Origin of the sequence: Flavobacterium sp., assembly GCF_965277525.1 — a bacterium.
Taxonomy (GTDB): Bacteria; Bacteroidota; Bacteroidia; order Flavobacteriales; family Flavobacteriaceae; genus Flavobacterium.
Window position 1 is genome coordinate 322,793 of record NZ_CBDIDC010000009.1, and the last position, 23,564, is coordinate 346,356.

Genomic DNA, 23,564 nt, shown 5'->3' on the forward strand with positions numbered 1-23,564 from the left:
TCTCTAAGTACTACTTATCAGTGGGTTAGTTAAAATTTTATATAAATAAAGAAAAAACATTTTAAAAAATCAATCTTAGATAACATATATTTCATATTTTTAGCAACAAAATTGCAAATAAACTATGAAAAAAGCCCTACTCCTACTATTTTTGAGTGTATTTTTAACAAAAACGTATGCTCAAGACTATTTCCCTGTTAATGAAAGTGTGCACAACAAAAACAAGAACTACACTGTTTTTACCAATGCCACCATTTATGTAACTCCAACCCAAAAAATCGAAAAAGGAACTTTACTAATTCAGGATGGTAAAGTTGTTGCTGTTGGAAATACAGTTACCATTCCTAAAAACAGCATTGCTATCGATCTTCAGGGAAAAACAATTTATCCTTCGTTTATTGATATTTATACCAGTTTTGGGGTCGAGAAACCAAAAAGCAATCTCCCTCGCGGACGTGATCGCAACCCTCTATACGATACAAAAAGAGTGGGGTATTACTGGAACGAAAGTGTTCGTCCGGAAGTAAACACTTACGAAACCTTTAAATACGACCAACCTAAAGCCGAAGAATTACTTAAAGCAGGTTTTGGCGTTGTAGGAACTCATATTCCTGACGGAATTGCACAGGGAACCGGAATTTTAGTTGCCTTAAATAATACCGAAAACAGCAAACAAATTATTGCCAATAAAGTGACCAATCACTTTGCATTTACAAAAAGTGCCTTAACCAATCAGGCATATCCAAGCTCATTGATGGGTATGATGGCGCTATTGCGTCAGATGTATCTGGATTTGGATTGGTACAAAAAAGGAAATTCTGAAACGAAAGATTTGTCGCTGGAAGCTTTGGCAAACAACGAGAAATTGGTTCAGATTTTTGCTACCGAAGACAAACTAAATAGTTTAAGAGCTGCTAAAATTGCCAAAGAATTTGGTTTAAATTACATTCTGAAAGGAAGCGGAAATGAGTTTGAAAGAATCGAAGAAATCAAAAATACAAACGCAAAATATATCATCCCTATAAGTTTTCCGGAAGCTTATGATGTTTCAAATCCGTATTTATCCAACCAGATTGAGTTGACGGATATGCGTTTCTGGAATCAAGCACCTGCCAACCTAAAAGTGCTTTCAGACAACGGAATTGTTTTTGCCCTGACAACGGACAAATTAAAAAAGACGGAAGATTTTAAACCTAATTTATTAAAAGCCATTAAATATGGTTTTGATAAAACAAAAGCTCTGGAAGCTTTGACGACAATTCCAGCTGCTATTTTAGGAAAAAGCGATGAGGTGGGAAGTTTGAAAACAGGTTCTTATGCCAATTTTGTTATTACATCTGGTGAAATCTTTGACGAAAAAACGGTTTTATATGAAAACTGGGTTCAGGGAACTAAATATGTAGTGAATGATATTAATGCAAAAGATATTCGCGGAAATTACGATTTAACCGTTGGAAAAGATACTTATAAATGGAAAATTGACGGAACTGTTGATGCTCCAAAATCTGAAATTACTACTGCTGACGCCAAAAAATTAAAAACTACTTTTTCAGTTTCTAAAAATTGGATTTCACTCTTGATTAAACCTGCTGATACTATCAAATCTAATTATACCCGTTTAACAGGATTTATCGAAAAACCGGAAAGTCTATCCGGAAAAGCGGTATTATCAAACGGAGATGAATTGGTTTGGACAGCTTTAAAAACAAGTACTTTTGTTGCGGTTAAAGATTCTTCTAAAGTAGAAAAACCAAACCCGATTATCCCGACAACCTATCCTAACGTTGCTTTTGGTGATGCTAAAAAACTAACTGCTCAAACTTTATTGTTTAAAAATGCTACGGTTTGGACAAACGAAAAAGAAGGTGTCTTGACTGAAACTGATGTTTTAATTAAAAACGGAAAAATTGCTGCTGTAGGCAAAAACCTTTCAGATGCAGCTGCTACAGTTATTGATGCAAAAGGAAAACACATTACCAGCGGAATTATCGATGAGCACTCGCATATCGCCATCTCTAAAGGTGTAAACGAAATGGGGCACAACTCTACTGCCGAAGTTACGATTCAGGATGTTGTAAATTCCGAAGACATCAATATCTACAGGGATCTTGCAGGAGGTGTAACCATATCTCAATTATTACACGGATCTGCCAACCCTATTGGTGGTCGTTCTGCTATCGTAAAATGGAAATGGGGTGCTGCACCTGATGAAATGTTATACAAAAACCAACCTAAATTTATCAAATTTGCTTTGGGAGAAAATGTAAAACAAGCCAACTGGGGAATTGACAATCCTACTCGTTTTCCGCAAACCAGAATGGGAGTTGAGCAGGTTTTTACCGATTATTTTCAACGTGCAAAAGAATATGATGAAAACTGGAAGAAATTCAACTCAGATTCTAAAAAAGGAAAAGCACCAAGAGTAGATCTGGAATTACAAACTATAGCCGAAATTATCAATAAAGAACGTTTTATCACGTGTCACTCTTATGTAGAATCGGAGATTTTGATGCTGATGAATGTTACTGAAAAATTCAATTTTAGAGTCAACACTTTCACGCACATTCTTGAAGGTTACAAGGTTGCGGATAAAATGAAAGAACACGGAGTTGGAGCTTCGACTTTCTCTGATTGGTGGGCGTATAAATTTGAAGTAAATGATGCAATTCCGTTCAACGGACCTATCATGCATAACGAAGGACTGGTTGTTGCTTATAATTCTGATGACGCAGAAATGTCAAGAAGATTGAATCAGGAAGCAGCAAAAGCAGTGAAATACGGAAATATTTCTGAGGAGGATGCCTGGAAATTTGTAACACTGAATCCGGCTAAACTATTACACATTGATGACAAAGTAGGAAGCCTTAAAGTGGGTAAAGATGCTGACGTTGTACTTTGGAGCGATAATCCATTGTCTATCTATGCTAAAGCCGAAAAAACAATTATTGAAGGTGTGGTTTATTTTGATATTGAAAAAGATGCCGAAAAGCAATCGTCTATCACTAAAGAAAGAAGCATACTAATTGGACAAATGTTGCAGGAAAAAAACAAAGGAATGAGCACGCAGCAACCTACCAGAAAAGAGAAAACAGAATACCACTGTGATACTTTGGAACAATAATAACGGTTTTAGAAAATTCGTAAAGATAAAAACAGATAACATGATACATAAAAACATATATATAATGTTGCTCGCAGTTTGTGCTTCGGTACAAATAAAAGCGCAACAAATACCGGCACCAAAACAAACCAAATCAGTTTTAATTTTAAATGCTACCGCCCATTTAGGAAACGGAACAGTGATTCAGAATAGCGCCATTGGTTTTAAAGACGGCAAAATTACTCTCGTAGCTGATGCCACCACAATAAGACTTGCAGCTAATGCTTATGATACCACTATCGACGGTAGCGGAAAACACGTTTATCCGGGATTTATTGTTCCTAATGCGACATTAGGTCTGGTAGAAATCGATGCTGTAAAATCATCTGACGATCAGGAAGAAATAGGAAGTTTTAATCCGAACGTAAGAAGTATTATTGCTTACAACTCTGAATCGAAAGTTGTAGAAACAGTTCGTCCAAATGGTGTTTTAATTGCTCAGATAACACCTCGTGGAGGCCGAATTTCAGGAACATCTTCAGTAGTACAACTGGATGCCTGGAGCTGGGAAGATGCTATCATAAAAGAGAACGACGGAATTCATCTTAATTTTCCATCTAACTTTAAAAGATCAGGATCCTGGTTCGAACCCGGAATAATTGAAGCCAATAAGGATTATCCAAAACAAGTAGAGGAAATAGCGGCTTTTTTAATAAATGCAAAAGCCTATAATCAAACCGCTCCTAAAGACAGAAACATTGTCCTTGAAGCTACAAAAGGTCTTTTTGACGGAACCCAAACGCTTTATGTACACGCAGATGAAGAAAAACAAATTGTAGATGCCATACAATTAGCAGTTGATAACCAAATCAAAAAGATCGTAATTGTGGGAGGATTTGAAGCCTATAAATCTGCTGATGTATTGCAAAAATACAATGTGGGTGTTTTACTAAGACGTGTTCACGATATGCCAACCAGTGATGATGAAGATGTAAATCTTCCTTATAAAATGGCAAAACTACTTACGGATAAAGGTATTGTTGTTGGTCTTGAAAACAGTGGAGATCATGAGCGTATGAGTGTAAGAAACCTACCGTTCTTAGCGGGAACTTGTGCTGCTTTTGGTTTAGATAAAGAAAAAGCTTTGCAGCTTATCACATCAAATACAGCAAAATTATTGGGTATTGATGCTACTTGCGGTACATTAGAAACCGGTAAAGATGCCACTTTGTTTATTTCTCAGGGTGATGCGCTTGACATGAGAACCAATAAGCTAACATCAGCTTTTATTCAGGGAAGAACAATAAATTTAGAAACTTTCCAAACCAAACTGAACGATAAATTCAAAGCAAAGTTCAACCAGAAATAAATAAATTCTTTTCTAAAAAAGGCATCATTTGAAAAATTCATCTGATGCCTTTTTTATTTACTATTAAAACCATTTCGATTATTCTCTTAATAATTCATGCCAAATAACTCTTAAAATCAGGATTATTATGGCTCTTTTTTGTTAACTGAGGTATCAGAGGCACTATTTTTCAAATTTTAGATTGATAAATTGTAAATTTTAAGTTGATTTTAACAAATACACGCAAAATACCGGGGGTTAAATTTAAAAATTAACAAAAATTAAACATCATACTCTATTTTTTATAGGGGTGTCGATTGATTTTATACTTTTATAAAAAATTTAAAACTAAATAACTATGCGAAAAATTATTTTAAGTGTGATTCTTATCACTATTTTGGTACTAACCTTTATATCGAACTTTATCTTAACAGATAACCCAATTCCGGCAGAAGCTGTTAAGTTTGATACAGGAGATACAGCCTGGATGATCGTAGCAACTGCATTTGTTTTGCTTATGACTCCTGGATTGGGATTTTTCTACGGAGGAATGGTAGGTAAGAAAAATGTTATCAGTACCATGCTGCAAAGTTTTATGGCCATGGTAATTGTAACCATTTTATGGGTGGTTGTTGCATTCGGATTGGCTTTTGGCCCTACTATTGGAGGAATCATTGGAAATCCTCTTCCAAATTTATTCTTTCAGGGCGTTGGCACTAATACTGCATGGAGCCTTGCACCCACGATTCCGTTTATGTTATTCGCGTTATTTCAGGCCAAATTTGCCATCATTACACCTGCGTTAATCACCGGTGCATTTGCAGAACGAGTACGTTTCTGGGCTTATTTATTATTTATGGTTTTATTTATCTTAATTATATATGCTCCGTTAGCACACATGACGTGGCATCCTGATGGAGTTTTCTTTAAAATGGGAGTATTAGACTTCGCCGGAGGAACCGTAGTACATATGAGTGCTGGTTGGGCTGCATTAGCCGGAGCGATGTTTCTTGGGAAAAGAAAAATTCAAAAAGTGAATCCTGCCAGAATTACTTACGTATTATTAGGTACAGGTTTATTATGGTTTGGCTGGTTTGGTTTTAACGCAGGTTCTGCACTTGGATCTAACGGATTAGCTGTTCAGGCTTTAGGAACGACAACTGTTGCTGCTGCTGCTGCTGCTATGGCCTGGGTTTTCCTTGATAAAATCATTGGACACAAATTATCTGCACTTGGTGCATGTATCGGAGCTGTGGTAGGTCTTGTTGCTATTACGCCTGCCGCAGGTTTCGTTAGTATTCCTCACGCTATCTTCATAGGGGCTTTTGCTGCAATTGTAAGTAACCTTGTAGTGAGTAAATTCCCTAAAGGAAAAATTGATGATGCATTGGATGTTTTTGCCTGCCACGGTGTTGGTGGTATGGTAGGAATGTTGTTAACAGGTGTTTTTGCTTCTAAAGCAATCAACCCGGCTGTTGGAGATAATCAAGGTTTGATTTTCGGAACTCCAACTTTGTTCATCAACCAATTAACTGCTTTAGTTATTGTTTCTATCTTCGCTTTTGTAGGTTCTTATATTTTATTCTTTGTTGTCAATAAAATTACACCTCTAAGAGTTACTGAAGAAAAAGAAGAATTAGGTTTAGATATTTCTCAACACGGAGAATTTTTATAAGAATTATTTTCCCCCTTTTGCCTCAATACAAAATCCCTTTAAGTTTAATCTTAAAGGGATTTTTTGCTTTGAACTAATTATTTTAGATTGTAGAAGAAAGAGAATAGAAGAAAGAATATAGAAGAAAGAAAAAAGAAAAAAGAATAAAGAGCATAGAAGAAAGAGCAAAGAGTACAGAGCAAAGATTATAGACGAAAGATTTTTTCTGAATTAGATTGTGGGGTAACCAAATAAAAAAGCACTTTAAGTGTATTACCTAAAGTGCTTTTTACTTTGAATTAATTTCAACCTTGCTATTGTAAATTTTTAGATTTTTGATTTAATACTCTCAATTCTCTTTCTTCTATTCTCTTTACTCTTTCTTCTTTACTCTTTCTTCTTTACTCTTTCTTCTTTACTCTTTCTTCTTTACTCTTTCTTCTTTACTCTTTCTTCTTTACCCTTTCTTCTATGCTCTTTCTTCTATTCTCTTTCTTCTATTCTCTTTCTTCTATTCTCTTTCTTCTATTCTCTTTCTTCTATTCTCTTTCTTCTATTCTCTTTCTTCTATATTCTATAAAAGAAACTACTTAAAATTCCCAATTCCTTCTTTCAGCCAGTGCAAATATTCTTCTGCATTAACATAGCTAATAGTAGGTTTTGAACTGTTTAAATTCTTTCCTTCTAAATCTGTTATGACATACAAAGGCTGAGTATTCGTTTTGTATTTTGAGATCATAAAATCAGTCCATTTATCACCAACGGTAATGATTTTATCTCCGGATTTAGTTACAAATTGTTGTTCTTTTGGCAACTCACGTTTATCATCTACATACAGAGAAATCAAAACGACATCATTTTTTAAGATGGGTAAAATCATCGGCTCGGACCAAACATTATTTTCCATTTTTCTGCAATTCACACAAGCATAACCTGTAAAGTCAAGCATAATGGGTTTATTGATTGATTTCGCGTATGCTAATCCATCTTCATAATCGTGAAAAACCATAATACCATGAGGTCCCAGTTCTGCACCGTCAGGCAAACCTTTTATAGCTTCGCCGCTTAAACCTGAATTAGCTGAACCTCCTACTCCAAAAGGGCTTTCGCTATATTGCGGTGGTGGCGGAAAAGCACTGATCAATTTCAATGGCGCTCCCCAAAGTCCGGGGATTAAATATACGGTAAACACAAGTGTTACTAATCCTAAATACAATCTGCCTACAGAAATATGCTGTAACGGACTATCGTGTGGCAATGAAATTTTACCAAATAAATATAAGGTCAACGCTGCAAAGATGGCGATCCAGATGGCGATAAATACTTCTCTTTCTAAGAAATGCAATTGCAAAACTAAATCAGCATTTGATAAAAATTTAAATGCTAAAGCCAGTTCTAAAAATCCTAAAACCACTTTTACAGTATTCAGCCAGCCACCGGATTTTGGTAATGAATTCAACCATCCCGGGAACATAGCGAACAACATAAATGGTAAAGCTAATGCTAAAGAAAACCCTAACATCCCTACCACCGGAGCAATTCCTCCGTTTGAAGCTGCATCAACCAATAAAGTCCCCACGATTGGTCCTGTACAAGAGAATGATACAATTGCCAAAGCCAAAGCCATAAACAATATTCCGATTATTCCGCCTCTGTCTGCTTGCTGATCTACTTTATTTCCCCATGAATTTGGCAACATAATTTCGAAAGCTCCCAAAAACGAAGTAGCGAAAATAATCAATATAATAAAGAATATAAGATTAAACCAAACATCTGTAGACAACGCATTTAATGCATCTGCCCCAAATATTTTAGTTACAACTAATCCTAAAATAACGTAAATAGCGATAATCGAAAGTCCGTAAAAAATAGCATTACGAATACCTTTAGCTCTGCTTTTACTTTGTTTGGTAAAGAAACTTACCGTCATTGGAATCATCGGGAAAACGCAAGGCGTTAACAAAGCTGCAAATCCTGAAATAAAAGCGATAAAAAAGATCGACCATAGACTTCTTGCCGGAGCCGGACCAGGCATATCTTCTTTTCCTGGAGTTGCTGCAACTTCTACTTTTGACGTTTTTGAATCTGCAGTATTTACTACCGGAGTTTTAACTGTATCAACAGCCAAACCTTCTACTTTAGTTTCATCTTTCTTTACCTCTGCTACACTGGCAACAGCATCCATCTTAAATGTTGATGGAATAGCAATTGAGAATTTTTTATTCGAATTGATACAAACTTCTTTACAAACCTGAAAATCAAATTCAACATCAACCGTTTTTAAATTTGGATTGATAATCGTGATTTCCTGTTCAATATGTGCCTTTCCTTCAAAGAAAGTTTCATTGACACCAAAAACATCATTAAAAGCGGTTCTTGTTTTTCCTTCTTTAGCTTTTCCAACTAAATTATAATTTCCTTTTTGATTTTTAAAAGCAATTTCCAGCGCAAGTGGTCCGCCATCCGGTGTAAATTGCGAATACATATGCCAGTCTTTTTCAATCGTTCCGTCAAAAATTAAAACAGCATTATTACCTGATTTCTTTTCAATTTTAGAAGTCCATTTTACCGGCTCCAAAATTTGGGCATTTCCTTTTGCAAAAGCAAACAAGAAAAACAGGAAAAACACAAGGGCTTTATTCCAGCTATTTTTCGACATTATCGTTTGATGGTGTTGATTAAGGTTCATGATTGTAGTTCTATTTTAAGTATTCTATTTGTGGTATTATCAATTCTAAAACGCTCGTCCTGTCTGATTCCGATAATCCATACAATCTGATTATCAGAACACAAAATCCATATCTTTTCTTTTTCAATCAGGGATAATTTTTCATCTTTAAAAAGTTTACTCACTTTTTTAGATTGTCCCTGCATGCCAAAGGGATGAAAAACATCACCCTCTTTCCATTTACGTAAAATTAGAGGAAACTGGATTTTTTCAGCGTCGACAAATATAGCTTTATTTGAATCTACTGCTATGTGACTTACGTTACAAAGCTTCAATTTTAAGGGAAAATTAACTTCTGTATCGTTTGCAGCAATTTCAAATTCTTCCTTTTCTGACATTTCAGAAATGGGACTTAAAATCAAAGTATTCCTGTTTTTTAATAAGCGAAATTCAGTAGAAAGCACTTGCTTTCCCGATTGCCCGTCCACCAAATCATAAATATCATTCCATGCCAAAAAGCCAAATTCATTTAGCCATTGGTACAAATACGATTTATAATTGGGTAATTTTTTGAGTTGCTTTAAATCGAAATGAATATCATCTCCTTCTTCCTTGGCTACTTGCTGGTAAATCATAATCGAAGCATCTTCGACCATTACCTGCGATTCCTGCAAATACGATTGCGTTTTCTGAAAAGCATTCAAAAAATTTGGATTGATTTCTTTCAATATCGGAACTAAATCATGGCGAATCTTATTGCGAAGATATTTATTAGACGCATTACTGCTGTCTTCCCGCCATTCGATCTTATTTTCCTGAGCATAATCCAAAATTTCTTCTCTGGAGAAAGGTAAAAGCGGACGAATAATTCGTTCGTTTTGTTCCGGAATTCCAATTAACCCTTCTAACCCTGTTCCGCGGGTTAAATTGATTATGAACGTTTCCAGATTATCATCAGCATGATGCGCAGTTAGGATATAATCGAAATTTTGAGTCTCTAAAAGCTCATAAAACCAACTATAACGCAACTCGCGGGCCGCAACCTGAGTAGATAATTTATAATCTTTTGCAAAAGCTTCAGTATCAAATTGAGTACTAAAAACAGGGATCTCATTCTGATCACAATAGTTCTGAATAAAATTTTGATCGCCAAAACTTTCTAATCCGCGAAGCTGAAAATTACAGTGTAAAACGGCAATTTCATACGGTAATTGCTGAAATAAATGCAATAAGACCATACTATCCAAACCTCCGCTAACGGCCAGAAATATTTTTTTATCTTCCAGAAATGGAAATCTTGAAGTGATGTGATTTTGAAATTTTGAAAACATTGGATAAATGTAAAAAATTAAATTCGATCTATTTTTAAATGAATTGTTAACCGTGATGTTTTTTTTGCCACGAATTCACGAATTATTTTTTTGATTATCTAATCAGCCAAAAAAAATTAGCCACAGATTAAAGGATTAAAATGATTAGAAAAATCTGTGCGAATCTTTTTATCCCGATAGCTATCTGGATTGGCAAAAAATAAATCAGCAGAATCTGCGTGAAAAAATAATTCGTTCTTGGCAACCTTCTAAGCCAAAACCTCATGCATGGCTTTCGCCTTCAATAAACATTCTTCGTATTCATTTTCAGGAATTGATTTTGCGGTAATGGCACTTCCTACGGAAAAAGAAACGTATTGATTTTCCTGATTGTACAAAATACTTCTGATTACGACATTGAAATCAAAATCGCCTTCCGGCGTGAAATAACCAATAGATCCGCTATATAAACCACGTTTGGTTTCTTCCAGATTTTCGATGATTTTCATAACCGAAATCTTTGGTGCGCCCGTCATACTTCCCATTGGGAAAGTGGTTCTCAAAACATCAATTGCCGAATATTGTGGATCTAATTTTGACGTTATGGTAGAAATCATCTGGTGGACCTGCAAAAACGAATATATTTTGCAAAGTTCTACAACCTCAACTGAACCTTTTTGCGCGGTATGCGATAAATCATTCCGAACTAAATCGGTAATCATAATGTTTTCGGCTCTTTCTTTTGAATCTGATTCCAGAAATTGTTTTGATTTTTCGTCTTCTATTGGGTCTGAAAACCGTTTTGAAGTTCCTTTTATGGGTTGCGAAATCAAAGTTTCTCCTACTCTTTTCAAGTATCGTTCCGGTGATGCCGAAAGCAAATATTGTTTATGATTTTTAAAGAAAACCGAAAACGGCGCTTGTGAAATCGCATTCAGTTTCTGAAATTTTTCTAAAGGATTTATAATCGCATTTTCTGCAAAAAATTCCATACAAAAATTAGCTTCATACATATCACCTTTATGAATATGTGCGAGCATTTTACTTACTTTTTCTACATAAGATTCTTTTGAAATTCTTTGCTGTACTTCGACTCCACTCAGTGTGACAAAGGAATCATTTTGAGTCTGAACAATCTCCTCAAAATCATCTTCGACTTCATCATCACAAAGGAATAAATATTTAATTTCAAGTTGATTTCCTTTCAACACCATTATTTTTTTGGGTTGAAAGAAAAACAAATCCGGAAAATCCAGACCGTCAAAATTTGAAGAACTTAGTTCCTCTACATCATTTTTTAAATCATACGAAAGATAACCAAAAAGCCAGTCTTTAGTCGTTTGCTGATATTGTTTTAAATCGTCGAAAGCGTTGTGAAAATCAGTCTTTAAAGATGTAAAGGCATCCGCAGCCAACACACAATCAAAACTCGAATATTCTTGTGGATATGAATTGCTGTCTAAAAAAACTACTTCGCGAAATTGTTGCGACCAGCTTAAAAGTTGTTGTTTAAAGTGCTCTGGATTTGCAATATGTTTATGAATGGAAACTCTCAAAAATAAATAAATTTTAGATTTCAAAATTACGACAAAAAAAATCCTTCGATAAAATAATACTCAAAAATTATTGGCATACTTTTTAGTATATCGATTTAACACTTATAATTAAAGTGCTTTTTTAACACAAAAACATTATTAATGAGAGTCAAACCTTTATTTATCAATCAAATTTTAAAAACTTTATGAAAACAATTGCAAAAATAGGCGCCTTAACCCTGGTAATCATCGCATTACTATTTTCTTGTAAAAAAGCTGATTATTCTTCGGGCGAAGGATTGGCAGATATGAAAGTCTCAGCAGATAGCACTGCTGTATCATCATCGGCAGCAGTAGTCGATAAAAACAGTAAGCAGAAATTTATTCGAACTGCTGATATTAAATTCAAGGTTAAAAACGTCGTCAAGTCTACTTATGCAATTGAAAATGCCACTCAAAAATTTGGAGGTTTTGTTACTTATACCAATCTACAAAGCAACATTCATGATCAGATAAAAACTAAAGTCAGTCAGGACAGCACGCTTGAAACTACTAAATATACCGTAGAAAATAACATTACCATTCGCGTTCCCAATACACAGCTCGACACCGTAATTAAAACCATCGCCAAACAAATTGACTTTCTTGATTTTAGAGTAATCAAAGCAGATGATGTTTCATTGAAAATGTTAGCCAATCAGCTTTCGCAAAAAAGAAGCAATACTACTGAAAAAAGAGTCGAAAAAGCAATTGATTCTAAAGGCAAAAAAATAAATGATGTGATGGAAGCCGAAAATACTTTGGCCAATCAGAGGGAAGCAAATGATAATCGTACAATTGATAATTTATCATTGCAGGACCAGGTTAATTTTAGTACCATAACTTTGCAACTTTACCAAAACGAAACCATTAAACAAGAAATAATGGCTAGTGAAAAAAACAGTAATGCTTACAAACCTAACTTAGGCCTTCAGATTCTTGATTCGCTTAAAAGTGGCTGGTATATCCTGGAAGCTGTTTTCGTATTCCTAATCAATCTTTGGCCTTTTATTTTGATTGGTTCAGGAGGATTTTTGCTTTATAAAAAATACGCAAAAAAACCATAAAGTGTTAATAAATTAGCAATTTCATAAGAAAAAATTCGTTATATTTGATATAGTATTACATTAATCCCAAAATAGGATTATAAAGATTGTAAAATTCTCAATAGAAGATCTTTAAAAAATTGATTTCTACTTTATTAGAGAATTCTGATTATATCATTTTCCATCAATAAATTATACTTTTTTAACCTATTTAAAACCCTAAATGTTATGAAAATTGCTACTATTATTGTCCGTGTTTTAATTGGTCTTTTGTTGCTTTTTGCTTCTATCAGTTACTTTTTCCATCTGGCACCTGAACCGGAAACAACAGGCAATTTTAAAGCTTTTAATGTTGGTTTAATGGCCTCAACTTATATAATGCCTTTAGCAAAATCAATCGAATTGCTTTGCGGAATTGCATTTGTAACCGGTCGTTATGTAACATTGGCCAATATTCTGATCTTACCTATTACGGTAAATATCCTGTTTATCAATTATTTTCTGGCTCCTGAAGGTTTGCCAATTGCAGCACTATTATTTTTGGCGAATTTATTTTTGATTTACAGATATTGGGATAATTATAAAAGTGTTTTCACCAGATAACATATTTCACTTTAAAATACAGAAACCCGATACTTTTTGAGCATCGGGTTTCTTATTTAACAAAGACTCAACGTTAATAATCTTTATTAATTTGCCTTATCATGTTTATCCCATACTAAATCTGATGTATTGTATCCTATTTCCTTAGCCTTTTTCAAATAATCGGTTTTGATATTTTCAGGAATTGTAGTTTCTCTGGAAAGTATCCACAAGTATTTTAAATTTTCTCCGGCAACAAGTGCATATTTGTAGTTTTCATCTACTGCAATCACATTATACCCGGCGTAGAAAGGTCCAAAAAAGGAAACTTTCAGCATTCCGATATTTTCTTCTTTGACCAATTTGGCCTTACCTATACTTTCCTTCCATTTGTCCTTTTTGAAATCATATCCTTTGTTATCCACTTTGATAGTTCCGTTATCATTTAAAGAATAATTAGCTGTAACATTGTTCAGGCCTTTTTCGTATTTAAAATCCAGCCTGGCAATTTCGTACCATTTTCCTAAATATTTCGATTTGTCAAAATTAGTAACTGCGACTGCTTTTTTGGGGATAGTTGAACCACAGGAATAAAGCGCAATCGCTATTCCTGCTCCTAACAAAACAGGAGCTATATATTTATTTTTCATGATGTTATATTTTAGACTTCTAAAGATAATATCACATTTAGGTAATTATTTTACAAAATTTTTCTTTGATTTTATATTTTTCTACTATTAGCATATTTTATAAAATTTAGTTTTAAAAACATGTAGTCACTATGGGACAAAGAAGGTGACGAATCCTGTTTCGTTACCAATACATAATCTCTCTGAGGAGATCAAATTAGTACTAGTCAACTCCGTGATGAGTTAAATGTTGGTAGCAATAAAAGAATAATTCGTAAAAAATGTCCTGTAGAGACTATACATAAATAATAAAACCGCCAGAACATGAATTATGGCGGTTTTATTTAAAATTATGATTAACGTAAATTATACGTGTAATGCTCTATTATCCGTGGCGGCTAATGCTGCTTCTTTTACCGCTTCCGCGAAAGTTGGATGCGCATGGCTCATTCTGGAAATATCTTCAGCAGAAGCTTTGAATTCCATAGCTGTAACTGCCTCAGCAATTAAATCAGCAGTACGGGCTCCAATCATGTGAACTCCTAAAACCTCATCTGTTTTAGCATCAGCAATGATTTTTACGAATCCGTCTAAATCTCCACTTGCTCTTGCACGACCTAAAGCTTTAAAAGGAAAACTTCCCACTTTATATTCCGTTCCAGAAGCTTTTACCTGCTCTTCCGTTTGTCCAACAGCAGCAACTTCCGGCCAAGTGTACACTACACCAGGAATTAAGTTATAATCGATGTGCGGTTTTTGACCTGCTAAGATTTCAGCCACCATAGTTCCTTCTTCTTCTGCCTTGTGTGCCAACATTGCTCCACGAACAACATCACCAATCGCATAAATATTAGGAACATTAGTTTGTAAATGATCGTTTACTTCTACTTGTCCTCTGTCTGAAATTTTAACTCCTGCTTTGTCCGCGTTTAATCCGTCTGTGTAAGGACGACGACCCACAGAAACTAATGAATAATCTCCTTCTAGCGTGATTGTTTCTCCCTTTGCATTTTCAGCCTGAACAACCACAGCATCGCCGTTTCTTTCTACTGATTTTACTTTATGAGAAACGTAGAATTTCATTCCTTGTTTTTTTAATACTTTCGTCAATTCTTTAGACAATGAACTATCCATTCCGGGAATGATCCTGTCCATGAATTCCACTACAGAAACCTGGGCTCCTAAACGCAGGTAAACTTGTCCAAGCTCGATTCCGATAACACCACCACCAATAATCACTAAATGTTTTGGCACTTCTTTTAAAGCCAAAGCTTCTGTAGAAGTAATGATTCTTTCTTTGTCAATTTTGATGAATGGTAAAGAAGACGGTTTTGAACCTGTAGCGATTACAGCATATTTTGTTTCGATAGTTTCAGAAGTTCCATCCGCTTTTGCAATTGCAATGTGCGTTGCGTCTACAAAAGAACCTAAACCATTGAAAACGGTAATTTTATTTTTATCCATTAAGTAGTTGATTCCACCTACGGTTTGATCTACAACTGCTTGTTTGCGCGCGATCATTTTCTCTAAATTGATTTTTACATCTCCGGAAACTTCGATTCCGTGATCTGCAAAATGTGCAATTTCAGCGTAATGATGAGAAGAAGATAATAATGCTTTTGAAGGGATACAACCTACGTTAAGGCAAGTTCCGCCTAAAGAGTTATACTTTTCTACAATGGCAGTTTTGAAACCTAATTGTGCGCAACGAATTGCTGATACATATCCTCCAGGACCTGAACCTATAATGACTACGTCAAATGAACTCATAGTTTGTCTATTTTATTTTTAGCGATACAAAATTAAGGAATAAAGTTTTGTTTAAAGTTTAAATTTCAATGTTTTTTGTGTGAAATTTTGGGCTGAAGTTTTCTGCCATGAAGGCATTAAGGCACAAAGTTTTTTTTATGGATTTTGTATTTTACCCAGACAGTTTTTTTTAGATTGGGCATTTTACCGCAAAGTTCGCAAAGGGTTACGTAAAGATTCGCAAAGTTTTCTTCAGGCTTTTGCCAAGTAAAGTCAAGCAACCTGAAACTTGAAACTTGAAACCTGAAACCTGAAGCTAAAAAGCCTCTGAATCTAAAACCTTAGCAACTCAGCAGCTCAGAACCTTAGCAACTTAAAAAATCACCGTCGAATTCTTCACTTCACTAATCATAAACATACTTTGTGTACTTCCTATGTGTTGCAATGAGGTGAGTTTAGTTACCAGAAATTCTCTGTATTCTTCCATGTCTTTTACTAAAACTTTCAGGATATAATCGTAATCGCCGCTTACGTGATGGCATTCCAGGACTTCGTTGAGTTTGGTGACTTCACTTTCGAATTTTGTTAGAAATTCTTTGGTATGTTGAATAAGTTTTAAATGACAGAAAACGACAAAACCTCTTTCAATTTTCGTTTTATCAACCAATGCTACGTAGTTTTTGATAATTCCTTCGCGCTCTAACTTTTTGATGCGTTCGTAAACTGCGGTTACCGAAAGATTGAGTTTTAAGGACAATTCTTTGGTTGTCTTTTTACTGTCGGTTTGTAGTAAGATTAAGAGTTTTTTATCAGTGGCGTCTAAAGTCATGGTTCCTGTTTATTGTTGATGGTTGATGGTTTGTTGTTGCTATGAAAGAAAATCTATTGATTTGGAATTTCTATATCAAATTTAGATAAATAATCCTTATTAAATTACTTATATAGTTTTAAAATCTAATTATAAGTTTTACAGTTGATTAATTTTCTTAATAAACGTTATTTTGAATAGGATTTCTTTTGAAAACGAGTATCCTAGCCCTGATGGAAGCGGCATCGCTTTATGGCGGGGTTCGCCATAAAAGATATAGCGGACAGCAGGAAATAGCTCCTAAACAAACTCAAAAAAATAAAATATCAACTCACAAACTATTATGAAAAACTTTAACCCAGCAGACAAAATTCAGGATTTGCAGTACTTTGGTGAATTTGGCGGTGTAAATCCTTCGATTTCTGATTCTTCGACTTATACGTTTCTTTCGGCTAAAACCATGTTCGACACTTTTGAAGGGAATATGGAAGGCTGTTATTTGTATTCACGTCACTCATCTCCAAGCAATTTATACCTGGATCAGGCTTTAGCAGCGATGGAAGGAACAGAAACAGCCAATGTTTCGGCTTCAGGAATGGGCGCAATTACGCCTACACTATTGCAATTGTGCGGTGCGGGCGACCACATTGTTTCAAGCCGAACGATTTATGGAGGAACTTATGCCTTTTTGAAGAATTTCACACCTCGTTTTGGCATTGAAACGAGCTTTGTAAATATTACAAAACTGGATGTTGTGGAAGCTGCCATTACGCCAAATACGAAAGTTTTGTATTGTGAAACGGTGAGTAATCCGTTATTGGAAGTGGCTGATATTGCCGGTTTAGCTAAAATTGCTAAAAAACATAATCTGAAACTGGTAGTCGATAATACATTTTCGCCATTGTCTGTCTCGCCTGCAAAATTGGGTGCGGATATCGTGATTCACAGTTTAACAAAATACATTAACGGAAGCAGCGATACGGTTGGTGGTGTAACTTGTGCCTCGAAGGAATTTATTAACTCTTTGAAAAATGTAAACTCCGGGGCCAGTATGCTTTTGGGACCAACGATGGATAGTTTGCGTTCTGCTTCTGTGATGAAAAATCTTCGTACGCTTCATATTCGTATCAAACAACACAGCCATAATGCGCACGTTCTGGCGGATAAATTTGAAAAAGACGGACTTAAAACGGTTTATCCGGGACTGAAAAGTCACCCGAGTCACGAACTCTACAAAACGATGATCAATCCTGAATACGGTTTTGGCGGAATGCTCACAATCGACGTTGGAACTTTGGCTAAAGCGAATGAATTAATGGAATTGATGCAAGCCAGAAATCTGGGTTATCTGGCGGTAAGTTTAGGGTTTTATAAAACGTTGTTTAGTGCCCCGGGAACTTCGACTTCGAGTGAAATTCCGTTAGAGGAACAACACGAGATGGGATTAACGGATGGTTTGATTCGTTTTTCGATTGGACTGGATAATGATATTGAGCGTACTTATGAAATGATGAAGGCTTGTATGGTGGAACTTGGGGTTATTTAGCCAAAGATTACAGGATTAAAAGTTTTTTTTCGCCACGAATTCACGAATTTTTAAAATAATTAATTCGTGAATTCGTGGCAATTTTTATTAATACATTGGTAATTTGTATTTATCTGTCATTTTGAGGAACGAGAAAGCCAATAAAAATGCCGTTCCAAGAGTAATCTCAGAACGGCATTTCCATTTATATTTTATAATTATCTAACTTCTGCAGGGAAATTAAGTTTACTGTTTTTTCTACTATAGCTAAAGTAAATAAACAATCCGATTAGTAACCAGATGGTGAAATAAATCCAGTTCCAGACGCTTAATTCGGCCATCATGTACAAACAGCAAATTAATCCTAAAAGCGGAATTAAAGAAAGATTTTTTCTAAAAGCCCAAACGGCTAATCCAACTAAAACGAATAAGAAAATCCACATTGGAATCTTGTGTTTGAATAAACTGAAACCTGATTCGTATTTTAATGAATCACTGATTGGTAATCCTTTTACCACCTCAGTATATTTTGCCTCGTCGTCCTGGTACTGACTTAATAAATGCTCTAAATCTGCTGTTTTGGCAGTTTTATCATGTACATCAATACTTTTTAAATAATTGAAAACTTTAGCTGATTGTTCTTTATCTAAAGACGTGATAATTGTCGTTGCATCGTTTGTTTGTGCTTGATTATTGATAAAAGCCATTGTTGCTTTATTATTAAAATTAAAAGCATAATAAAGCCCTGCAATCATTAAAACAGGCAAAATAAATTTTGAATTTACATAAGGCGTTTTAAATTTTCCTCTGGGAATATCCGTTTTATCCTGTAAAACCAAAACTCCGGCGCAAACCAATACAAAGGCAAATAAAGTTCCGATACTACATAAATCCGTTACCATGGTCAGGTTCAGAAACAAAGCCGGAACTGCCACTACAAAACCGGTTACGATTGTTGCAAATGAAGGTGTTTTGAATTTTGGATGAACGGTAGAAAATTTCTTTGGCAATAAACCATCGCGGCTCATACTCATCCAGATACGAGGCTGTCCCATCTGGAAAACCAATAAAACGCTTGCCATCGCTACTACAGCACTTACGGCTATAATTCCGGACATCCATTTTAGGTTTAATTTATCGAAAACAAATGCCAGAGGATCTCCAACATTTAATTCGTTATAATTTACCATTCCGGTTAAAACCAAGGCAATCGCAATATATAAAATCGTGCAAATAATAATCGCCCACATCATTCCGCGTGGTAAATCACGTTGCGGATTTTTACATTCTTCAGCAGTTGTGGAGATCGCATCGAAACCAATATAAGCAAAGAAAACAGCTGAAACTCCTTTTAAAACCCCGCTAACTCCATTTGGTGCAAACGGATCCCAATTGGCTGTATCTACGTAAAACACACCAACTGCAATTACTAGCAGCACTACACAAAGTTTTACAACAACCATTAAATTACTCGCATTACGAGATTCTTTCATTCCTCTGTATACCAGAGCCGTAATCAGGATAATGATAAACAATGCCGGTAAATCGGCAACGAAGTGGAATGAACCAATTGTTGGTGCTGTTGTCCAGGCCGTGTAAGCTTCCTGTAAACCTCTGCCCAAATTATCATACGATTTTCCGCCCTGCATTAAAGCCGTAGCATCTTTAAATCCGTTTGAAGCGGTTAGATAATCCATCTGTATCCATTGCGGGAGATGAATTCTGCCACTCTGGAGCAGTCCCGTAAAATAATCACTCCACGATATTGCTACAGTTATATTCCCAACAGCATATTCCATGATTAATGCCCAACCAATTATCCAGGCAATTATCTCTCCAAAAGCTACGTATGAGTACGTGTAAGCACTTCCTGAAACCGGAACCATCGAAGCAAATTCGGCATAAGCAAAAGCAGCAAAACTACAGGCTAAAGCCGTGAATAAAAACAAAAATATAACAGCCGGACCTCCATCTGCACTGGCTTTTCCGATGGTACTGAAAATACCTGCCCCTACAATAGCAGCAATCCCAAAAGCAGTTAAATCTCTGGTGGTTAAATGCTTTCCTAGTGCATTATGACCATCTGCTTCGTTTTTTGCAACTTGCTTCAGAATATCTTGTACCGTTTTTTTTCGGAATAAACCTGATAATGCCATATATGGTTTTGCTTTTAAATTAATTTAAATCGAAGTTTGAGGTTTTATTTTGCAAATAATGCAAAAATTATCCTGATTTCAAATATATAAAACCATTTTGTTTTATCCGCAAATTATTTTTGCAGCAAAGACGTTAAGTCACAAAGTTTTTTTTGCCCACGGATTTTAAGGGTTAGCGCGGGTTTTTCTTTCTTTGCCACGAATTGCACTAATTTTCCCGAATTATTTTTTAGCCACTCCCGATAGCCATCGGGAGTGGCTAAACTTAAGACAAAACAAAAAAATCTGTCCTTATCTGCGTTTTCATGAAGTGAATCCGTGTCATCCGCCTGCCATCTCTCAACGCAAACAGTTTCTCAAAATACTCACCGGATGTTGCGCTTCTCTACTCGTTCCGTCAAAAATTTGATGGCGGCAGCTGGTTCCTGCGGCGGCTATTTTTACGTTTTCGGCAGTAGCACGCACTTTTGGGAATAAAGTATCCTCTCCCATTTGCATGCTGACCTGATAATGTTCTTTTTCATAACCAAATGACCCTGCCATTCCACAACAACCTGAATTGTAAATGGTAACAACATTATTGGCTGGCAAATTCAACATTGCGAAAGTCGCTTCAACAGAACTCAATGATTTCTGATGGCAATGCCCGTGAATTTTGATTTCTTTCTTTTCTTCTGAGAAAGAATCCGGTCTGATTTTTCCGTCAACGATTTCTTTCTTGAAAAATTCCTCTATCGTAAAGGCGCTTTGCGCTACTTTCTGAGCACTTTCTTTATCATCGGCCAAACGTAAATATTCGTCCCTAAAAGTCAAAATTGCAGATGGTTCGATCCCGATTAAAGGGGCTTTCGCAGAAATTAAATCCTTAAAAATGTTCACGTTGGTATTGGCTATTTTCTTGGCTTCTTCTAAAAATCCTTTCGACAAATAAGTTCTTCCGCTTTCTTCATGATTAACAACCAAAACTTCGTAACCTAATTTGGTCAATAATTCAAAAGCATCGATTCCGATATTGACATCGTAATAATTCGTGAATTCATCATTAAACAAATACACTTGTCCGTTCGGGAAATCCTGTTTTTGTTTTTTCTGACTTTCATACCACTTTTTAAAGGTCTTTTTTGCTAATAAAGGTACTTCTCTCTCTGGTGCAATTCCCATGCTTTTCTTCACGAGGGATTGATTCGAAATGAAATTCGTAATCGACGGAAACAAACTTCCCATTTTATTCAGTTTTGCATTGTGAGCAAAAATCTTGTTTCGGGTCGAGAATCCGTTTGCTTTTTGGTATTGGTATAAAAATTCTGCTTTTAGGGTTGCAACATCCACATTACTCGGACATTCGCTTGCGCAGGCTTTACAGCTCACACACAGCTCAAAAACTTCGTATAATTCTTTTTGGTCGAATTTATTTTCTTTCTCAGAATAGGTCAAATATTCACGCAACGCATTCGCTCTTGCACGTGTGGTTTCTTTTTCGTTTTTGGTTGCACGATAACTCGGGCACATCGCGCCTCCTGCAGATGGTAATTTTCTGCAATCTCCTGATCCGTTGCATTTTTCGGCAGCACGCAAAATCCCTAAACTGTCTGAGAAATCCTGAAACGTTTTTATATCCGGTTCTACCCTGCCTGAAACCACACGATGGTTTTCATCCATCTTTAGGGCATTGACAATTTTTCCGATATTCAAAACCGAATTGGGGTCAAACGCCAATTTGATTCTTTTCAGCAATTCATAATTGGTTTCACCAATCATAAACGGAATAAACTCACCGCGCACAATTCCGTCACCATGTTCACCACTTAACGAACCTCTGTATTTCTTTACTAAAATTGCCACATCGGTCGCAATGGTTCTAAAAAGTTTTAGATCTGAGGTTTTCTTTAAATTCAAAACCGGACGTAAATGCAGTTCTCCCGCACCGGCATGTGCATAATATATCGCCCCTTGTCCGTGGCGTAACATCATTGCCGAAAACTCCTCGATATAAGCAGGTAAATCGCTCAGTTCAACGGCAGTATCTTCAATAGAATCAGCTGCTTTATCATCGCCTACAATACTTCCTAAAAGCCCAAGACCGGCTTTTCTAAGTTCGTTTACTTTTTCGATATCCGATCCGTAAATTTTTACGAGTGCGTAACCAAAGTTGTTTTTTTCCAAATCCGCCACTAAAGCATTCGCCTGATTTTCTGCATCTTCCGGATCGTGCGAAGCGACTTCAAACATCATAATCGCTTTAGGTTCTCCCACTAAAAAGAACCTGTTTTTAATATGTTCACGGCTTGTTTTCGTACAATCTAAAATCGTGTCGTCGATCATTTCTGCTGTATACAAATGATGTTTCATCGCCACCACAACAGATTCCAGCGATTCCTGAATGCTATGATAGTGCGCCACGACCATAATATTATTGGCTGGCGGTAAATCGTCCACTTTTAAAGTAATTTCGGTTGTAAAAGCTAAAGTCCCTTCGCTTCCGCATAGTAATTTCCCAAGATTAATTGTTGGTTCCGTCCCTCCAAACAAATCGGATTTTAATAGAATATCAACAGCATAACCTGTATTTCTTCTGTGAATTTCCGGTTTTGGAAACTCTTTTATAATTTCATCCTGCGTTGCTTTTACCGAAAGTTCATCGTAAATACTTTTGTATATTTTATTTTCTAAAGTATCGCCTTTCGTTTTTTCCATAAATTCAGCCGAAGTCACTTCGTTAAAAACAACTGGAGAACCATCACTTAAAAGACCTTTGATTTCTACAATTTTATCGCGTGTCACACCATATCGAATCGAAGTGGTTCCGGAAGAATTATTCCCTACCATTCCGCCAATCATACAGCGGTTTGTCGTTGATGTATTAGGACCGAAAAATACATTGTGCGGTTTCAGAAATAAATTCAGTTCATCACGAATTACACCGGGCTGAACCGTAACTGTTTTCTTAATCGGGTCGAAATTCAGAATTTTGGTAAAGTTCTTCGAAACATCGACCACTATTCCATCGCCAACCGTTTGTCCGGCCAATGAAGTTCCGGCAGTTCTTGGTGTAATCGAAATATGATGTTGTGCAGCAAAACGGATTACTTTACTAATATCTTCTATGGTTTTAGGCACAGCAACCGCTTTTGGTTTTATTCGGTACACCGAAGCATCGGTAGAATAAAGCGTTTTATGAAGATCATCGTATAAAAGTGTTCCTTCTAATGATTCTGATAACTGTTGTAACTCTTTAATTATTGACATTATAACTGAATTTATGGCCTAAAACTGATTTAATTGCTCTTTTTATTGACACTACAAAAATACTGTAATTCCGATACTTATTGGATACTACTCTCTTAAAAAAACATTGCATTCGATTCGTAAATGTTCAACGATAAAAAAGTAGATTTTGTTTTGATTCTCAAATTAA

General features: G+C 35.7%; 14 protein-coding genes. 6 read left to right on the top strand and 8 right to left on the bottom strand.

Features of this window, described 5'->3' with window-relative positions; all coding sequences use genetic code 11:
- The first annotated feature begins 124 nt into the window (after positions 1-124).
- The 3 genes from ACQY44_RS18555 to ACQY44_RS18565 all read left to right on the top strand — a co-directional run bounded on the left by ACQY44_RS18555 (position 125) and on the right by ACQY44_RS18565 (position 6,123).
- Positions 125-3,121, top strand: coding sequence for an amidohydrolase family protein (locus ACQY44_RS18555; RefSeq protein ID WP_428231789.1), 2,997 nt, complete (start codon positions 125-127; stop codon positions 3,119-3,121).
- A 40-nt stretch (positions 3,122-3,161) separates the two neighbouring features.
- Positions 3,162-4,469 carry an amidohydrolase family protein gene (locus ACQY44_RS18560; protein WP_428231790.1) on the top strand — a complete coding sequence of 436 codons (1,308 nt, stop codon included), beginning with the start codon at positions 3,162-3,164 and terminating at the stop codon, positions 4,467-4,469.
- A gap of 337 nt (positions 4,470-4,806) precedes the next feature.
- A complete protein-coding gene (locus tag ACQY44_RS18565) occupies positions 4,807-6,123 on the top strand; it encodes an ammonium transporter (protein WP_428231791.1) in 1,317 nt (438 codons plus the stop codon).
- Positions 6,124-6,688: 565 nt separating this feature from the next.
- Here ACQY44_RS18565 and ACQY44_RS18570 read toward each other — a convergent pair.
- The 3 genes from ACQY44_RS18570 to ACQY44_RS18580 form a co-directional block, all read right to left on the bottom strand.
- Entirely contained in the window at positions 6,689-8,791 is a 2,103-nt protein-coding gene (locus ACQY44_RS18570; RefSeq protein WP_428231792.1) for a cytochrome c biogenesis protein CcdA, read from the bottom strand.
- Positions 8,788-10,101, bottom strand: a complete 1,314-nt coding sequence (gene tilS, locus ACQY44_RS18575) for a tRNA lysidine(34) synthetase TilS (RefSeq protein ID WP_428231793.1) — start codon at positions 10,099-10,101, stop codon at positions 8,788-8,790. Before tilS ends, ACQY44_RS18570 begins: the two co-directional genes overlap by 4 nt.
- A gap of 248 nt (positions 10,102-10,349) precedes the next feature.
- Complete coding sequence (locus ACQY44_RS18580) at positions 10,350-11,636, bottom strand: anthranilate synthase component I family protein (RefSeq protein WP_428231794.1); 1,287 nt, start codon at positions 11,634-11,636, stop codon at positions 10,350-10,352.
- Between the two features lie 185 nt (positions 11,637-11,821).
- Between ACQY44_RS18580 and ACQY44_RS18585 the strand changes: the two genes are divergently transcribed.
- Both ACQY44_RS18585 and ACQY44_RS18590 read left to right on the top strand, forming a co-directional pair.
- Positions 11,822-12,721, top strand: coding sequence for a DUF4349 domain-containing protein (locus tag ACQY44_RS18585; RefSeq protein ID WP_428231795.1), 900 nt, complete (start codon positions 11,822-11,824; stop codon positions 12,719-12,721).
- A 207-nt stretch (positions 12,722-12,928) separates the two neighbouring features.
- Entirely contained in the window at positions 12,929-13,303 is a 375-nt protein-coding gene (locus ACQY44_RS18590) for a DoxX family membrane protein (protein WP_428231796.1), read from the top strand.
- Between the two features lie 86 nt (positions 13,304-13,389).
- On the opposite strand, the gene ACQY44_RS18595 is transcribed toward ACQY44_RS18590, so the two are convergent.
- From ACQY44_RS18595 to ACQY44_RS18605, 3 genes are all read right to left on the bottom strand, one after another.
- Positions 13,390-13,932, bottom strand: coding sequence for a lipocalin family protein (locus tag ACQY44_RS18595; RefSeq protein WP_428231797.1), 543 nt, complete (start codon positions 13,930-13,932; stop codon positions 13,390-13,392).
- A gap of 345 nt (positions 13,933-14,277) precedes the next feature.
- On the bottom strand, positions 14,278-15,681 hold the full coding sequence (lpdA, locus tag ACQY44_RS18600) for a dihydrolipoyl dehydrogenase (RefSeq protein ID WP_428231798.1): 1,404 nt from the start codon (positions 15,679-15,681) through the stop codon (positions 14,278-14,280).
- A gap of 352 nt (positions 15,682-16,033) precedes the next feature.
- Positions 16,034-16,489, bottom strand: coding sequence for an Lrp/AsnC family transcriptional regulator (locus ACQY44_RS18605; protein WP_428231799.1), 456 nt, complete (start codon positions 16,487-16,489; stop codon positions 16,034-16,036).
- A gap of 322 nt (positions 16,490-16,811) precedes the next feature.
- Here ACQY44_RS18605 and ACQY44_RS18610 point away from each other — a divergent pair, with 322 nt between their 5' ends.
- Complete coding sequence (locus ACQY44_RS18610) at positions 16,812-18,014, top strand: aminotransferase class I/II-fold pyridoxal phosphate-dependent enzyme (protein WP_428231800.1); 1,203 nt, start codon at positions 16,812-16,814, stop codon at positions 18,012-18,014.
- Positions 18,015-18,211: 197 nt separating this feature from the next.
- On the opposite strand, the gene ACQY44_RS18615 is transcribed toward ACQY44_RS18610, so the two are convergent.
- Positions 18,212-20,149, bottom strand: coding sequence for an amino acid permease (locus ACQY44_RS18615; protein ID WP_428231801.1), 1,938 nt, complete (start codon positions 20,147-20,149; stop codon positions 18,212-18,214).
- Positions 20,150-20,488: 339 nt separating this feature from the next.
- The gene (locus ACQY44_RS18620; RefSeq protein ID WP_428231802.1) at positions 20,489-23,395 is read right to left on the bottom strand and encodes an FAD-binding and (Fe-S)-binding domain-containing protein; all 2,907 of its coding nucleotides are present in this window, start codon (positions 23,393-23,395) and stop codon (positions 20,489-20,491) included.
- Positions 23,396-23,564: the final 169 nt, after the last annotated feature.

Coding starts and splice junctions, on each gene's coding strand:
- ACQY44_RS18615 (WP_428231801.1), bottom strand. CDS start 20,149: ATGGCATTATCAGGTTTATTCCGAAAAAAAACGGTACAAGATATTCTG.
- ACQY44_RS18590 (WP_428231796.1), top strand. CDS start 12,929: ATGAAAATTGCTACTATTATTGTCCGTGTTTTAATTGGTCTTTTGTTG.
- ACQY44_RS18570 (WP_428231792.1), bottom strand. CDS start 8,791: ATGAACCTTAATCAACACCATCAAACGATAATGTCGAAAAATAGCTGG.
- ACQY44_RS18620 (WP_428231802.1), bottom strand. CDS start 23,395: ATGTCAATAATTAAAGAGTTACAACAGTTATCAGAATCATTAGAAGGA.
- tilS (WP_428231793.1), bottom strand. CDS start 10,101: ATGTTTTCAAAATTTCAAAATCACATCACTTCAAGATTTCCATTTCTG.
- ACQY44_RS18555 (WP_428231789.1), top strand. CDS start 125: ATGAAAAAAGCCCTACTCCTACTATTTTTGAGTGTATTTTTAACAAAA.
- ACQY44_RS18560 (WP_428231790.1), top strand. CDS start 3,162: ATGATACATAAAAACATATATATAATGTTGCTCGCAGTTTGTGCTTCG.
- ACQY44_RS18595 (WP_428231797.1), bottom strand. CDS start 13,932: ATGAAAAATAAATATATAGCTCCTGTTTTGTTAGGAGCAGGAATAGCG.
- ACQY44_RS18565 (WP_428231791.1), top strand. CDS start 4,807: ATGCGAAAAATTATTTTAAGTGTGATTCTTATCACTATTTTGGTACTA.
- ACQY44_RS18585 (WP_428231795.1), top strand. CDS start 11,822: ATGAAAACAATTGCAAAAATAGGCGCCTTAACCCTGGTAATCATCGCA.
- ACQY44_RS18605 (WP_428231799.1), bottom strand. CDS start 16,489: ATGACTTTAGACGCCACTGATAAAAAACTCTTAATCTTACTACAAACC.
- lpdA (WP_428231798.1), bottom strand. CDS start 15,681: ATGAGTTCATTTGACGTAGTCATTATAGGTTCAGGTCCTGGAGGATAT.
- ACQY44_RS18610 (WP_428231800.1), top strand. CDS start 16,812: ATGAAAAACTTTAACCCAGCAGACAAAATTCAGGATTTGCAGTACTTT.